This window comes from Streptomyces sp. NPDC026092 (genome assembly GCF_040638605.1).
Taxonomy (GTDB): Bacteria; Actinomycetota; Actinomycetes; order Streptomycetales; family Streptomycetaceae; genus Streptomyces.
In genome coordinates this window covers 45,294-59,284 of record NZ_JBEZYN010000020.1, presented here as the reverse complement: position 1 = coordinate 59,284, position 13,991 = coordinate 45,294, and the positions used below count along the sequence as shown (strand labels likewise).

Genomic DNA, 13,991 nt, shown 5'->3' with positions numbered 1-13,991 from the left:
CCGCGGCGAAGGGCGGCCCCCGTACAAGGGGGCCGCCCTTCGCCACGTACAGCAGCCGTCGGGGCTGTCACGAGTCACGATTTCGTCACGGGGAGTGAGCGAATTCGGGCTCATTCGAGCCTCACCTTGCTCAAGGTCTTGCTCAAGGTCTTGACGGGAGACAAGCCCAAAGGCTCAGCTTAGAGTTCACAAGTTGGAGAACAAGCTGGGGTCTCACAGGCGCGTCCCCGGCCGGGGCGGTGATCACACCGTCCGTCGCAGGCGGGAGTGGATGAGTCGATGGAGACTCCGGGGTCGCAGACATCTCTGCACAGGGCCAACCTCGAGCGGGTGGTCCGTGCGGTCCGCATGGCGGGCTCGCTCACCCAGGCGGAGATCGCCCGGGCGACCGGCCTGTCCGCCGCCACGGTCTCCAACATCGTGCGAGAGCTGAAGGACGGCGGCACCGTCGACGTCACCCCCACCTCCGCGGGCGGCCGTCGGGCGCGCAGCGTCTCGCTCTCGGGGGACGCCGGCATCGTCATCGGCGTCGACTTCGGCCACACCCATCTGCGGGTCGCCGTGGGCAACCTCGCCCACCAGGTGCTCGCCGAGGAGTCCGAGCCGCTGGACGTGGACGCCTCCTCCGCTGAGGGGTTCGACCGGGCGGAACAGCTGGTCATGCGGCTCATCGGGGCCACCGGCATCGGCCGCGACAAGGTCGTCGGCGTCGGCCTCGGCGTACCGGGCCCGATCGACGTCTCCTCCGGCACGCTCGGCTCGACCTCGATCCTTCCGGGCTGGTCCGGCATCAACCCCGCCGACGAGCTCTCGGGCCGGCTCGGCGTGCCCGTGTACGTCGACAACGACGCCAACCTCGGCGCGCTGGGAGAGCTCGTGTGGGGCAGCGGCCGGGGGGTGAAGGACCTGGCCTACATCAAGGTCGCCAGCGGCGTGGGGGCCGGTCTCGTCATCGACGGGCGGGTCTACCGGGGCCCCGGCGGCACGGCGGGCGAGATCGGGCACATCACCCTCGACGAGTCGGGCCCGGTCTGCCGCTGCGGCAACCGCGGCTGCCTGGAGACCTTCACGGCCGCCCGCTACGTCCTGCCCCTGCTCCAGCCCGGCCACGGCCCCGATCTGACGATGGAACGGGTCGTCCAGCTGGCCCGTGAGGGCGACCCGGGCTGCCGGCGCGTCATCGCCGACGTCGGCCGCCACATCGGCAGCGGCGTCGCGAACCTCTGCAACCTGCTCAACCCCAGCCGGGTCGTCCTCGGCGGCGACCTGGCCGAGGCCGGTGAGCTGGTCCTGGCGCCCATCCGCGACTCCGTCTCGCGGTACGCGATCCCCAGCGCCGCCCGGCAGTTGTCGCTCGCTCCAGGGGCCCTCGGCGGCCGCGCGGAGGTGCTCGGCGCGCTGGCTCTCGTACTGAGCGAAATGGGCGATTCGACCCTGCTTGAGAGCGCCCTGCCCGGCGCCGCGCAGACCTCCGCGCCTGCCTTCACTTAGATAACGAATGGCACCGTTGCCATCTCGTTAAGGATTTACTTCTTGACGATGTCCCCGCGGCCGAGTTGACTTCCAGCCACCTCGGCCGCAACGTCGCGGCCTCGTCAGGGAGGCAACCCCACATGAACGCATTGACGCGTCGCGTCGTCATAGGCACGGCCGCGGTTTCCATGGCCCTCTCCGTCGCCGCCTGTGGCAAGGCGGGCGACAGCGACTCGGGTAACGGGAGCGGCGGCGACAGCAAGACCATCGGTCTGCTGCTGCCGGAGAACAAGACCACGCGTTACGAGACCTTCGACCGCCCGATCATCGAGGCGAAGATCAAGGCTCTCTGCTCGGACTGCGAGGTCAAGTACAACAACGCCGCGCAGGACACCGAGACGCAGAAGAAGCAGTTCGACGCGCTGGTCACGCAGGGCGTGAAGGTCATCATCCTGGACTCGGTCGACTACAAGGCCACCAAGTCCTGGGTCCAGCAGGCGGAGAAGAAGGGCGTCAAGGTCGTCGCGTACGACCGGCTGGCCGAGGGCCCGATCTCCGCCTACGTCTCCTACGACAACGAGAAGATCGGCCGCCTCCAGGGCGAGGGCCTCGTGAAGGCGCTCGGCGACAAGGCCAAGGACGCCAACGTTGTCATGATCAACGGCTCGCCGACCGACCCGAACGCGCCGCTCTTCAAGAAGGGCGCGCACAGCGTCCTCGACACGGCCGTCAAGAAGGTCGTCTACGAGCAGGACATCCCGGACTGGTCCCCGGACGAGGCCAACAAGAAGATGGGTGCCGCCATCGACTCGCTGGGCAAGGACGGCTTCCAGGGCGTCTACTCGGCCAACGACGGCATGGCCGGCGGCATCATCACCGCCCTCTCCAAGCAGGGCATCAAGGTCCCGGTCGGCGGCCAGGACGCCGAGCTCGCCGGTCTCCAGCGGATCCTGAAGGACGAGCAGGCCTTCACGATCTACAAGCAGATCAAGCCGGAGGCCGAGACCACCGCCGAGATCGCCGTCCGCCTCCTCAAGGGCGAGAAGATCGACGACCTCGTTCCCACCAAGGTCACCAGCCTGACCGGTGAGTTCAAGGACATCCCGGCGAAGCTGTACGACGCCCAGGTCGTCACCAAGACCGACATCGCCGGCACGATCATCAAGGACGGCGTCTACAAGGCGGCCGACATCTGCACCGCCGAGTACAAGGCGGCCTGCGAGGCGGCGGGCATCAAGTAACCCCCGCTGCCGGCACGGCCGTTCGAACGCTCAGAGGACCCGTGGAGGGCCCGCAGGGATCCGCACAGGACCTGCGGAGCCCCCACCGACCTCCTCCGAACGGCCTCCCGGTCCGGTCCGGCGCCCCGCCCCGTTCCACGCCCCGCAAGCGGGGGCGGGGCGCCGGACTCCTCTCACAGCCCCCTCAGTGCTCTTCGCACCACCATCCCCGCCGGTCAGGCGGCGAAGGAGATGATTCACGTGTCCGCTACGCCCGTGCTGGCGTTGCGCGGAGTCTCCAAGCGGTTCGGCGCCGTCCAGGTGCTCACCGACGTAGAACTGGAGATCCACGCCGGTGAGGTCGTCGCCCTGGTCGGCGACAACGGCGCCGGCAAGTCGACTCTCGTCAAGACGATCTCGGGTGTCCACCCGATCGACGAGGGCGTCATCGAGTGGGACGGCCGCCCCGTCCAGATCACCAAGCCCCACGACGCCCAGAACCTCGGAGTCGCCACCGTCTACCAGGACCTGGCGCTCTGCGACAACCTCGATGTCGTCGCCAACCTCTTCCTCGGCAGCGAGCTGAGCTCCGGCTCCGTCCTCGACGAGATCGCCATGGAGAAGCGCGCCAAGGAGCTCCTGGACACCCTGTCCATCCGGATTCCGTCGGTCCGCATCCCCGTCGCCGCCCTCTCCGGCGGTCAGCGGCAGGTCGTGGCCATCGCCCGCGCCCTGATCGGCGACCCGAAGATCGTCATCCTGGACGAGCCCACCGCCGCCCTCGGCGTCGAGCAGACCGCACAGGTGCTCGACCTCGTGGAGCGGCTGCGCGAGCGCGGCCACGGAGTCATCCTCATCAGCCACAACATGGCCGACGTCCGCGCCGTCGCGGACAAGGTCGCGGTGCTCCGCCTGGGCCGCAACAACGGTGTCTTCGACGTGCAGGACACCACCCACGAGACGATCATCGCCGCCATCACCGGTGCCACGGACAACGCCGTGACCCGTCGGCAGGCCCGGACGGCCTCGGCCACGGCCACGAAGGAGGACGCGAAGTGAGCGACCTCGCCAAGACCCCCGAGACGCCCGAGACCGAGGCGGCTGTGCCGGCCCAGGCCACCGCCCCCGAGGGCTCCGCCGCCCCGATCCCCGCCGTCGACCCGCGTCTGCTGGTCCGCGAGGAGGGCCTCAAGGGCTACTGGACCGAGTTCAGCCGCAAGATCCGCGGCGGCGAGCTCGGCTCCCTGCCCGTCGTCCTCGGCCTGATCGTCATCGCGATCGTCTTCCAGGTCCAGAACAGCAACTTCCTCTCCGCGAGCTCCGTCGCCAACATCGCGGTCTACTCCTCCGGCCTCGGCATCATGGCCGTCGGCATCGTCTTCGTCCTCATCCTGGGCGAGATCGACCTGTCGATGGGCTCGGTCGCGGGCGTCGGTGCCGCCGTCTGGGCGGTGCTCCAGGTCACCAACGGCGTGAACGACCTGCTCGCCGTCGTCATCGCCGTCGCCTCCGGCCTCCTCATCGGCCTGCTGCACGGCTTCTTCTTCGCCAAGATCGGCGTCCCGGCCTTCGTGGTCACCCTCGCCGGCTTCCTCGGCTGGAGCGGCCTGCAGATCTGGCTGATGGGCAAGGAGGGCTCGATCAACGCGCCCTCCGGCTCGATCGTGGAGAACCTGACGGCGTACTACTTCGAGGACAAGGCCGCCGCGTACGGCCTGGCCCTCGTGGCGGTCCTCGCCTACGCGGGCTCGCTGCTGCTCGACGCCAAGCGCCGCAAGTCCGCCGCACTGCCGTCCCGGCCGGTCAGCGAGATCGTGCTGCGCACCGCCGTCGTCGCGGTCCTCTGCTTCGTCGTCGCCTACGTCCTGAACGAGCCCGAGGGCGCCCGCGGTCTGCCGCTCGCCCTGGTCCTCTTCCTGGCCGTCCTGGTGATCGCCGACTTCGTCGCCCGCCGCACCCTGTTCGGCCGCAAGGTCTTCGCGGTCGGCGGCAGCGCCGAGGCCGCCCGCCGCGCCGGCATCAACGTCGACCGGATCCGGATCATCGTCTTCGGCCTCTCCGGCATGCTCGCCGCCTTCGGCGGTCTCTTCGTGGCCAGCCTCTCGGGCGGCGCCACCAAGAGCCTCGGCAGCGGCAACACCCTGATGCTGGTCATCGCGGCGGCCGTCATCGGCGGCACCAGCCTCTTCGGCGGCCGCGGCAAGGTCTGGTCGGCACTCCTGGGCATGATCGTGATCCAGTCGATCCAGCAGGGCCTGAACATGATCGGCATGGCCAACGAGATCCAGTACATGATCACCGGCGCGGTGCTCCTCGCCGCCGTCGTGATCGACTCGGTCTCGCGCCGTACGCAGAAGACCGCGGGCCGCGCATAGCCTCGTCCGTGGGCAAGCCCACAGTGTCCGGCGCCGGAGAACCGGTGCCGGGCACTGCTGCGTCTGGCCCTGTGTACCGCCCGTACGCTCAGCGGTGTGTCGGCCACACGTGTGACGCGCACCCCGCCGCCCGCGACCCAAGGTCGGGGGCGGAACATTAGACTCGACAAATCGGCAAGCTCGACCAGCTCAATGGCAAGGAGGCACGGGTGGCATTGCTGACCCGTATCAGGGGACCGCGCGATCTGGACCGGCTCTCCCCGGAACAGCTGGAACAGCTGGCCGAAGAGATCAGGACGTTTCTCGTGGACGCCGTCTCCAAGACCGGCGGTCACCTGGGGCCCAACCTCGGCGTGGTCGAACTGACCATCGCCCTGCACCGCGTCTTCGACTCCCCGAAGGACAAGGTCCTCTTCGACACCGGCCACCAGAGCTACGTCCACAAGCTCCTCACCGGCCGCCAGGACTTCTCGAAGCTGAAGATGAAGGGCGGCCTCTCCGGCTACCCCTCGCAGGCCGAGTCCGAGCACGACATCATCGAGAACTCGCACGCCTCCACGGTCCTCGGCTGGGCGGACGGCCTGGCCAAGGCCAACGAGGTCCTGAAGAAGGACGACCACGTCGTCGCCGTCATCGGCGACGGAGCCCTCACGGGCGGCATGGCCTGGGAGGCGCTGAACAACATCGCCGCCGCCAAGGACCGCCCGCTGGTCATCGTCGTCAACGACAACGAGCGCTCCTACGCGCCGACGATCGGCGGCCTCGCCAACCACCTGGCCACGCTCCGTACCACCGACGGCTACGAGCGCTTCCTCGCCCGCGGCAAGGACATCCTGGAGCGCACCCCCGTCGTCGGGAAGCCGCTCTACGAGACCCTGCACGGCGCCAAGAAGGGCCTGAAGGACTTCATCGCCCCGCAGGGCATGTTCGAGGACCTGGGCCTGAAGTACGTCGGCCCCATCGACGGCCACGACATCGAGGCCCTGGAGTCCGCCCTGACGCGCGCCAAGCGCTTCGGCGGCCCGGTGATCGTCCACTGCCTCACCGAGAAGGGCCGCGGCTACCAGCCGGCCCTCCAGGACGAGGCCGACCGCTTCCACGCCGTCGGCAAGATCCACCCCGACACCGGCCTGCCGATCGCCTCCTCCGGCGCCGACTGGACCGGCGTCTTCGCCCAGGAGATGGTCGAGCTCGGCAAGGAGCGCGAGGACATCGTCGCGATCACCGCGGCCATGCTCCAGCCCGTCGGCCTCGACAAGTTCGCCAAGGCCTTCCCCGAGCGGGTGTACGACGTCGGCATCGCCGAGCAGCACGGCGCGGTCTCCGCGGCCGGCCTCGCCACCGGCGGTCTCCACCCCGTCTTCGCGGTCTACGCGACCTTCCTGAACCGCGCCTTCGACCAGGTCCTCATGGACGTGGCCCTGCACAAGTGCGGCGTCACGTTCGTCCTGGACCGGGCCGGTGTCACCGGCACCGACGGCGCCTCCCACAACGGCATGTGGGACATGTCGATCCTCCAGGTCGTCCCCGGCCTGCGGCTCGCCGCCCCGCGCGACGCCGACCAGGTCCGCGCCCAGCTGCGCGAGGCCGTCGAGGTCACCGACGCCCCGACCGTCGTCCGCTTCTCCAAGGGCGCCGTCGGCCCCGCCGTACCGGCCCTGCGCCGCATCGGCGGCATGGACGTCCTCCGCGAGCCCGGCACGGACCGGCCGGACGTGCTCCTGGTCTCCGTCGGCGCGCTCGCGCCGATGTGCCTGGACATCGCCGACCTGCTCGACAAGCAGGGCATCTCCACGACCGTCGTCGACCCCCGCTGGGTCAAGCCGGTCGACGAGGCTCTCGCGCCCCTCGCCGACCAGCACCGGGTCGTCGTCACCGTCGAGGACAACAGCCGCGTCGGCGGCGTCGGCTCGGCCGTCGCGCAGGCGCTGCGCGACGCCGGCGTGGACGTACCGCTGCGCGACTTCGGCATCCCGCCGCGCTTCCTGGACCACGCCTCGCGCGCCGAGGTGATGGCCGAGATCGGTCTGACCGCCCCGGACATCGCCCGTCAGGTCACCGGCCTCGTCTCGCGTCTGGACGGGCTCACCGAGGACAGCAAGACCGTGGAGCCCGCGCGCGACTGACCGGAGGTCACACCGCGTCACCATTGGGCCGGTCGGAGCACCCCACGGGGTGACCGACCGGCCCATTCGTGTGAATCGTGTTCGCTCGACGGGCGCCACCCCTTTCGTGTCTCGATCATGGGGTTCTGGGACCGACGGCACGGAGGTACGACGGTGAGTACGGACCAGCAACCGCCACAGGCGCGTTCCGGGATGTTCCGGACGAAAACGGTCGAACAGTCGATCCGTGACACGGAGGAACCGGAGCACGCGCTCCGGAAGTCCCTCTCCGCCTGGGACCTCACGGTCTTCGGCGTCGGCGTGATCATCGGCACCGGCATCTTCGTCCTCACCGGCAAGGTGGCCAAGGAGAACGCGGGGCCTGCCACCGCGCTGGCGTTCATCGCCGCCGGCATCGTGTGCGCGCTCGCGGCGCTCTGCTACGCCGAGTTCGCCTCCACCGTCCCGGTGGCCGGATCGGCGTACACCTTCGCGTACGCCTCGATCGGCGAACTGCCGGCCTGGATCATCGGCTGGGACCTCGTCCTGGAGTTCGCGCTCGGCACGGCCGTGGTCGCCGTCGGCTGGTCCGGCTACGTCCGCTCGCTGATGGACAACGTCGACTGGCATCTACCAGCGGCGCTCGAAGGCCCGGACGCCCCGGGCGGGACGTTCGACATCCTCGCCTTCCTGCTGGTCCTGGTCCTCACGGTGATCCTGGTCCTCGGCATGAAGCTCTCCGCCCGGATCACCGCGCTCGTCGTGGCCATCAAGGTCACCGTCGTCATGATCGTGATCGTCGCCGGCCTGTTCTTCATCGTCGGCGACAACTACGACCCGTTCATTCCCCCCGCGATCACCCCGGAGGGCGGCGGCTCCGCCTGGGACGCCCCATTGGTCCAGACGATCTTCGGGTACGAGCCGACCAACTTCGGCGTCATGGGCATCTTCACCGCCGCCTCCGTCGTCTTCTTCGCCTTCATCGGCTTCGACGTGGTCGCCACCGCCGCCGAGGAGACCAAGCTCCCGCAGCGCGACATGCCCCGCGGCATCCTGGGCTCGCTGCTGATCTGCACCGTGCTGTACGTCGCCGTGGCGCTCGTCGTGACCGGCATGCAGCACTACAGCGAACTCTCCGTGAGCGCCCCGCTCGCCGACGCCTTCAAGGCCGTCGGGCACCCGTTCTACGCCGGTGTGATCAGCTTCGGTGCCGCGGTCGGCCTCACCACCGTCTGCCTCATCCTGCTGCTCGGCCAGACCCGGGTGTTCTTCGCGATGAGCCGCGACGGGCTGCTGCCCCGCTTCTTCTCCATCACCCACCCGCGCTTCCGGACGCCCTACCGGCCGACCATCCTGCTCGGCGTGATCATCGCGATCGTGGCCGGCTTCACCAGCATCAACGAGCTCGCGACGCTGGTGAACATCGGAACGCTCTTCGCCTTCGTCGTCGTGGCCGCCGGTGTGATCGTGCTCCGCCGCACCCGCCCCGACCTGCACCGCTCCTTCCGAACGCCGTGGGTGCCCGCGCTCCCGATCATCTCGATCGCCGCGTCGGTGTGGCTGATGCTGAACCTGCCCGGCGAGACCTGGTTCCGCTTCGCCGTCTGGATGGTGATCGGCGTCGTCGTCTACTTCCTCTACGGCCGCTCCCACAGCCGCCTGGGCAAGCAGGGCCAGGACGCGCAGTACTAGGGAGTGTCCGGAACGTATGGTCGTCCGCCCGAAGGGCGTCGCGAGCCAGGCCAGAGTTTCCGGACACGACCTGGAGCCGTACGGAGCTACTGGAGGACCGCACGCGGGCCCACGCACCGGGCCCCATGCTCGTCCACCCGCCGCCGCAGTTCACGGTCGGCCGTGACCACCAGGCACGGCCGACCGGCCGCGTTCCGGGCCAGCTCCACGATGAGGTCGTCGCCGCTGCCGGGCGCCTCCTCGACCCGTACGCCCGGCACGGACTCCACGCCCCGGGCCCGGCCCTCCACGACAAGCACGATCTCGAAGGGGCCGCCCTCGGGCCCGCCCCCGGCCGCGAGCCGGTCGCGCAGCCGCTCGGCGGCCCCACGACGGTCCCGCCACCACCCGTCGGGCACCGAGCCCACCACGTTGGCGCCGTCGACGATCAGCAGAGGCAGCTCCTGGTCCATGCGCACAGGATCTCAGCCCCCACCGGGGGAGTCGGGACCACCGGGCACCCACTAAAGTCGACGAACAGCAGTCCGAGCGGACCTGCACCTTATCCCCGCTGATCTGTCGACCGGAGCGCCGCACCCCATGGCATATCGATCCGATGACCCGACCCGCCGTCTCCAGGGGCCGTTCACCGTCCCGACCCTGCGCGGGAGCTGGCTCACCCGCGGCGTGGAGGGCCGCTTCAGCGCCTACCTGATGAGCGACGGCGAGGTGCTGCGCTGGACCGAGGGCACCGACGGACGCTGGAGCGGCCCGGTCTCCCTCGGCGGCGGCGGGACGCTCCGGCCGATCCTGTCGATCGGGCAGGGCGAGAACCGGTACGTCCACATGGTCGCGCTGCGCCCGGTGCCCGACACCGAGGACCATGTCGAGCTGGTGCACTCGACCCAGTTCCAGACGGGCCGTCCGGCGGTGGAGTGGCGCTCGATCCAGCACTCCAACGGCAAGAGCTACCCGTGGACCGGCAACCCGGCCGTCGCGGTGGACCCCCGGGGACGCGCGTACATCTTCACCAAGAACGGTGGCGGCGGGCTGAGCGTACGGGCCCAGAAGGACGGGGGCGGCTGGCACCCGTGGTGGGACCTGTGGGGCAACCGCTCCGACCCGTCGCCGGTCGCCGTCACCAATGGCGACGGTTTCGTCGAGCTGTACTCGGCCAAGCCGGAGGGCCTGCTCCGCTACGAGCAGCAGGAGTCCGGCGGCAAGCCGGTCCGGCACGACGTGGTGCCCGTGCCCGCGCCGGTGACCTTCGGGACCCTGGCCGCGGTGACCGGGCCCTCGGGCCACGCCACGCTCTACTACCTCGACGAGGAGCAGCGCGTCTGCGCCTGGTCCCCGGGACGCTCGCTGGAGCCGACGCCCTTCCTGGACGCGGTGGGGACGGGCCCGCTCGCGGCGACCCCGTGCGTGGTCGACGGCGTCGAGTGCACCGCGCTCGCGCAGCAGTCCGCCGACGGGCGGCTCGCCCTGGTGGCCTTCCCCGCCGAGGAGGAGACCGCCGTCACCAAGTGGACCGAGACGGGCGAGGCCCACGGCCCGCTGACGACGACCCTCGCGCAGGCCCTGGACGGCGGTCTGGTGGCCCTGACGGCGGCGGACGGGCCCAAGGGACCCCTGCTGCTCACCATGCGTCAGAAGACCGCGGCAGACGGCTTCCAGCTCGGCGCCTGGCAGTCGCTGGTCTGACCCGGACGACGAGAACGCGGAACGGCCCCGGCACCTTTCTGGTGCCGGGGCCGTTCGCTTGGCCTGGGAACTGCCGTTACGCGGGAACGCTCGCGACGCCCTGCGCGAGGAACGGCTTGCCGTTCACCCGCTGGGAGACGCCCTCACGGTCCAGGTACGGCGTGATGCCGCCCAGGTGGAAGGGCCAGCCCGCGCCCGTGATCAGGCAGAGGTCGATGTCCTGCGCCTCGGCGACGACACCCTCCTCCAGCATCAGGCCGATCTCCTGCGCCACCGCGTCCAGGACGCGCGCCCGGACCTGCTCCTCCGTCAGGACGACGTCGCCCTGCTTGAGGAGAGCGGCGACCTCGGGGTCCAGCTCCGGCTTGAAGTTGTTCTCGGCGGAGTAGACGTAGAAGCCACGCTTGCCGGCCTTGACGACGGCCGCCAGGTTCGGGGAGACGGTGAAGCGCTCCGGGAAGGCGCGGTTCAGGGTCTCGGAGACGTGCAGACCGATCGCCGGGCCGACGAGCTCCAGGAGCACCAGCGGGGACATCGGCAGACCGAGCGGCTCGATGGCCTTCTCGGCCGTCTCGACCGAGGTGCCCTCGTCGATGACGTTCTGGATCTCGCCCATGAAGCGGGTCAGGATGCGGTTCACGACGAACGCCGGGGCGTCCTTGGTGAGGACCGCGGTCTTCTTCAGCTTCTTCGCGACACCGAAGGCGGTGGCGAGCGAGGCGTCGTCCGTCTTCTCGCCGCGGACGATCTCCAGGAGCGGGAGGATCGCGACCGGGTTGAAGAAGTGGAAGCCGACCACGCGCTCCGGGTGCTGGAGCTTGGAGGCCATCTCCGAGACCGACAGCGAGGAGGTGTTGGTGGCGAGGATCGCGTGCGCCGGGGCGACCGCCTCGACCTCCGCGAACACCTTCTGCTTGACGGACATCTCCTCGAACACGGCCTCGATGATGAAGTCCGCGTCCGCGAAGCCCTCGGCCTTGTCCAGGACACCGGAGACCAGGCCCTTCAGGCGGTTGGCCTTGTCCTGGTTGATGCGGCCCTTGCCGAGCAGCTTCTCGATCTCGCCGTGGACGTAGCCCACGCCCTTGTCGACGCGCTCCTGGTCGATGTCGGTCAGGACGACCGGCACCTCGAGGCGGCGCAGGAAGAGCAGGGCGAGCTGGGAGGCCATCAGACCGGCGCCGACGACACCGACCTTGGTGACCGGGCGGGCCAGCGACTTGTCCGGGGCACCGGCAGGCCGCTTGGCGCGCTTCTGCACCAGGTTGAAGGCGTAGATGCCGGAGCGGAGCTCGCCACCCATGATCAGGTCGGCGAGCGCCTTGTCCTCGGCGTCGAAACCGGCCTGGAGGTCGCCGTCCTTGGAGGCGGCGATGATGTCCAGGGCGCGGTACGCGGCCGGGGCCGCGCCGTGCACCTTGGAGTCGGCGATGAACCGGCCCTTGGCGACGGCCTGGTCCCAGCCCTCACCGCGGTCGATCTCCGGACGCTCCACCGTGACCGTGCCGTTGAGGACGGAGGCGGTCCAGATGAGCGACTGCTCCAGGAAGTCGGCGCCCTCGAAGATCGCGTCGGCGATGCCGAGCTCGAAGACCTGCTTGCCCTTGAGCTGACGGTTCTGGTTCAGCGAGTTCTCGATGATGACCGTGACGGCCTTCTCCGCGCCGATCAGGTTCGGCAGGATCGTGCAGCCGCCCCAGCCGGGGACGAGACCGAGGAAGACCTCGGGCAGCGAGAAGGCCGGCAGGGCCTTGGAGACGGTGCGGTAGGTGCAGTGCAGACCGACCTCGACACCGCCGCCCATCGCGGCACCGTTGTAGTACGCGAAGGTCGGCACGGCCAGCGCGGAAAGACGCTTGAAGACGTCGTGCCCGCCCTTGCCGATGGCGAGCGCGTCGGAGTGCTGCTTGAGCAGCTCGACGCCCTTGAGGTCGGCGCCGACGGCGAAGATGAACGGCTTACCGGTAACACCGACACCGACGATGGAACCCTCGGCGGCTTCCTTCTCGACCTGATCGATGGCGAGATTGAGATTCGCCAGGGACTGCGGCCCGAAGGTGGTCGGCTTGGTGTGGTCGAAGCCGTTGTCCAGCGTGATCAGCGCGAACCGGCCGGCGTTCGCCGGGAGTTCGAAGTGCCGTACGTGGGCGCTGGTGACGACCTCGTCCGGGAACAGCTCGGCCGCACCCTTCAGAAGCTCGGCGGTGGTGCTCACTTGCCCTCCCAGTGGGGGTTTTCCCAGATGACAGTGGCGCCCATGCCGAAGCCGACGCACATGGTGTTCAGGCCGTAGCGGACCTGCGGGTTCTCCTCGAACTGGCGGGCCAGCTGCGTCATCAGGCGGACGCCGGAGGAGGCGAGCGGGTGACCGTAGGCGATCGCGCCGCCGTACTGGTTGACGCGGGCGTCGTCGTCGGCGATGCCGTAGTGCTCCAGGAAGGCGAGGACCTGGACGGCGAAGGCCTCGTTGATCTCGAAGAGGTCGATGTCCTCGATGGACAGACCGGCCTGCGCGAGCGCCTTCTCGGTGGCCGGGATCGGCCCGTAGCCCATGACCTCGGGCTCGACGCCGGCGAAGGCGTACGAGACGAGGCGCATCTTCACCGGGAGGTTGTTCTCGCGGGCGAAGTCCTCGGAGGCGATGATCGAGGCGGTGGCGCCGTCGTTGAGACCGGCCGCGTTACCGGCGGTGACGTTGCCGTGGACGCGGAACGGCGTCTTCAGGTTCGCCAGCGACTCCAGGGTCGTACCCGGGCGCATCGGCTCGTCGGCGGTGACCAGGCCCCAGCCGGTCTCGCCGGCCTCGGCGTTGGTGCGGCGCACCGAGATCGGCACCAGGTCCTGCTGGATCTTGCCGTCGGCGTACGCCTTGGCGGCCTTCTCCTGCGAGCGTACGGCGTACTCGTCGGCACGCTGCTTGGTGATGCTCGGGTAGCGGTCGTGCAGGTTCTCGGCGGTCATGCCCATGAACAGGGCGGACTCGTCGACGAGCTTCTCGCTCACGAACCGCGGGTTCGGGTCGACGCCCTCGCCCATGGGGTGACGGCCCATGTGCTCGACACCGCCGGCGATGACGGCGTCGTACGCGCCGAAGGCGATGGAGCCGGCGACGCTCGTGACGGCGGTGAGGGCACCGGCGCACATGCGGTCGATGGAGTAGCCCGGGACGGACTGCGGCAGCCCGGCGAGGATGCCGGCGGTGCGGCCGAGGGTCAGACCCTGGTCACCGATCTGCGTGGTCGCCGCGATGGCGACCTCGTCGATCTTCGCGGGGTCGAGGCCGGGGTTGCGGCGCAGCAGCTCCCGGATGGCCTTCACGACGAGATCGTCGGCGCGGGTCTCGTGGTAGATGCCCTTCGGGCCCGCCTTGCCGAACGGGGTGCGGACGCCGTCGACGAAGACGACGTCCCTGACGGTACGAGGCACGATGGCTCTCCTCCAGG

At 69.7% G+C, this 13,991-nt stretch carries 10 protein-coding genes; 7 read left to right on the top strand and 3 right to left on the bottom strand.

Annotation, left to right across the window (positions count from 1 at the left end; translation table 11 throughout):
- Positions 1-279: 279 nt before the first annotated feature.
- The 6 genes from AB0F56_RS28300 to AB0F56_RS28275 all read left to right on the top strand — a co-directional run bounded on the left by AB0F56_RS28300 (position 280) and on the right by AB0F56_RS28275 (position 8,865).
- Complete coding sequence (locus tag AB0F56_RS28300) at positions 280-1,491, top strand: ROK family transcriptional regulator (protein ID WP_362014476.1); 1,212 nt, start codon at positions 280-282, stop codon at positions 1,489-1,491.
- A 122-nt stretch (positions 1,492-1,613) separates the two neighbouring features.
- Positions 1,614-2,714, top strand: a complete 1,101-nt coding sequence (locus tag AB0F56_RS28295) for a substrate-binding domain-containing protein (RefSeq protein ID WP_362014474.1) — start codon at positions 1,614-1,616, stop codon at positions 2,712-2,714.
- A gap of 231 nt (positions 2,715-2,945) precedes the next feature.
- A complete protein-coding gene (locus AB0F56_RS28290) occupies positions 2,946-3,752 on the top strand; it encodes an ATP-binding cassette domain-containing protein (RefSeq protein WP_362014472.1) in 807 nt (268 codons plus the stop codon).
- A 44-nt stretch (positions 3,753-3,796) separates the two neighbouring features.
- Positions 3,797-5,068 (top strand): sugar ABC transporter permease, encoded by a 1,272-nt coding sequence (locus AB0F56_RS28285; protein WP_362014591.1) that lies wholly within the window; start codon positions 3,797-3,799, stop codon positions 5,066-5,068.
- A gap of 209 nt (positions 5,069-5,277) precedes the next feature.
- On the top strand, positions 5,278-7,194 hold the full coding sequence (gene dxs / locus AB0F56_RS28280; protein WP_362014471.1) for a 1-deoxy-D-xylulose-5-phosphate synthase: 1,917 nt from the start codon (positions 5,278-5,280) through the stop codon (positions 7,192-7,194).
- A gap of 153 nt (positions 7,195-7,347) precedes the next feature.
- A complete protein-coding gene (locus AB0F56_RS28275; RefSeq protein WP_362014469.1) occupies positions 7,348-8,865 on the top strand; it encodes an amino acid permease in 1,518 nt (505 codons plus the stop codon).
- Positions 8,866-8,951: 86 nt separating this feature from the next.
- On the opposite strand, the gene AB0F56_RS28270 is transcribed toward AB0F56_RS28275, so the two are convergent.
- Positions 8,952-9,317: an NTP pyrophosphohydrolase gene (locus AB0F56_RS28270; protein WP_362014467.1), complete on the bottom strand. Its 366-nt coding sequence runs from the start codon at positions 9,315-9,317 to the stop codon at positions 8,952-8,954.
- Between the two features lie 127 nt (positions 9,318-9,444).
- On the opposite strand from AB0F56_RS28270, the gene AB0F56_RS28265 reads away from it, so the two are divergent.
- A complete protein-coding gene (locus tag AB0F56_RS28265; protein ID WP_362014465.1) occupies positions 9,445-10,548 on the top strand; it encodes a hypothetical protein in 1,104 nt (367 codons plus the stop codon).
- 76 nt (positions 10,549-10,624) lie between these two features.
- On the opposite strand, the gene AB0F56_RS28260 is transcribed toward AB0F56_RS28265, so the two are convergent.
- Both AB0F56_RS28260 and AB0F56_RS28255 read right to left on the bottom strand, forming a co-directional pair.
- On the bottom strand, positions 10,625-12,763 hold the full coding sequence (locus AB0F56_RS28260) for a 3-hydroxyacyl-CoA dehydrogenase NAD-binding domain-containing protein (protein ID WP_362014464.1): 2,139 nt from the start codon (positions 12,761-12,763) through the stop codon (positions 10,625-10,627).
- Positions 12,760-13,974, bottom strand: a complete 1,215-nt coding sequence (locus AB0F56_RS28255) for an acetyl-CoA C-acyltransferase (protein WP_362014462.1) — start codon at positions 13,972-13,974, stop codon at positions 12,760-12,762. The genes AB0F56_RS28260 and AB0F56_RS28255 overlap by 4 nt, the downstream gene beginning before the upstream one ends.
- Positions 13,975-13,991: the final 17 nt, after the last annotated feature.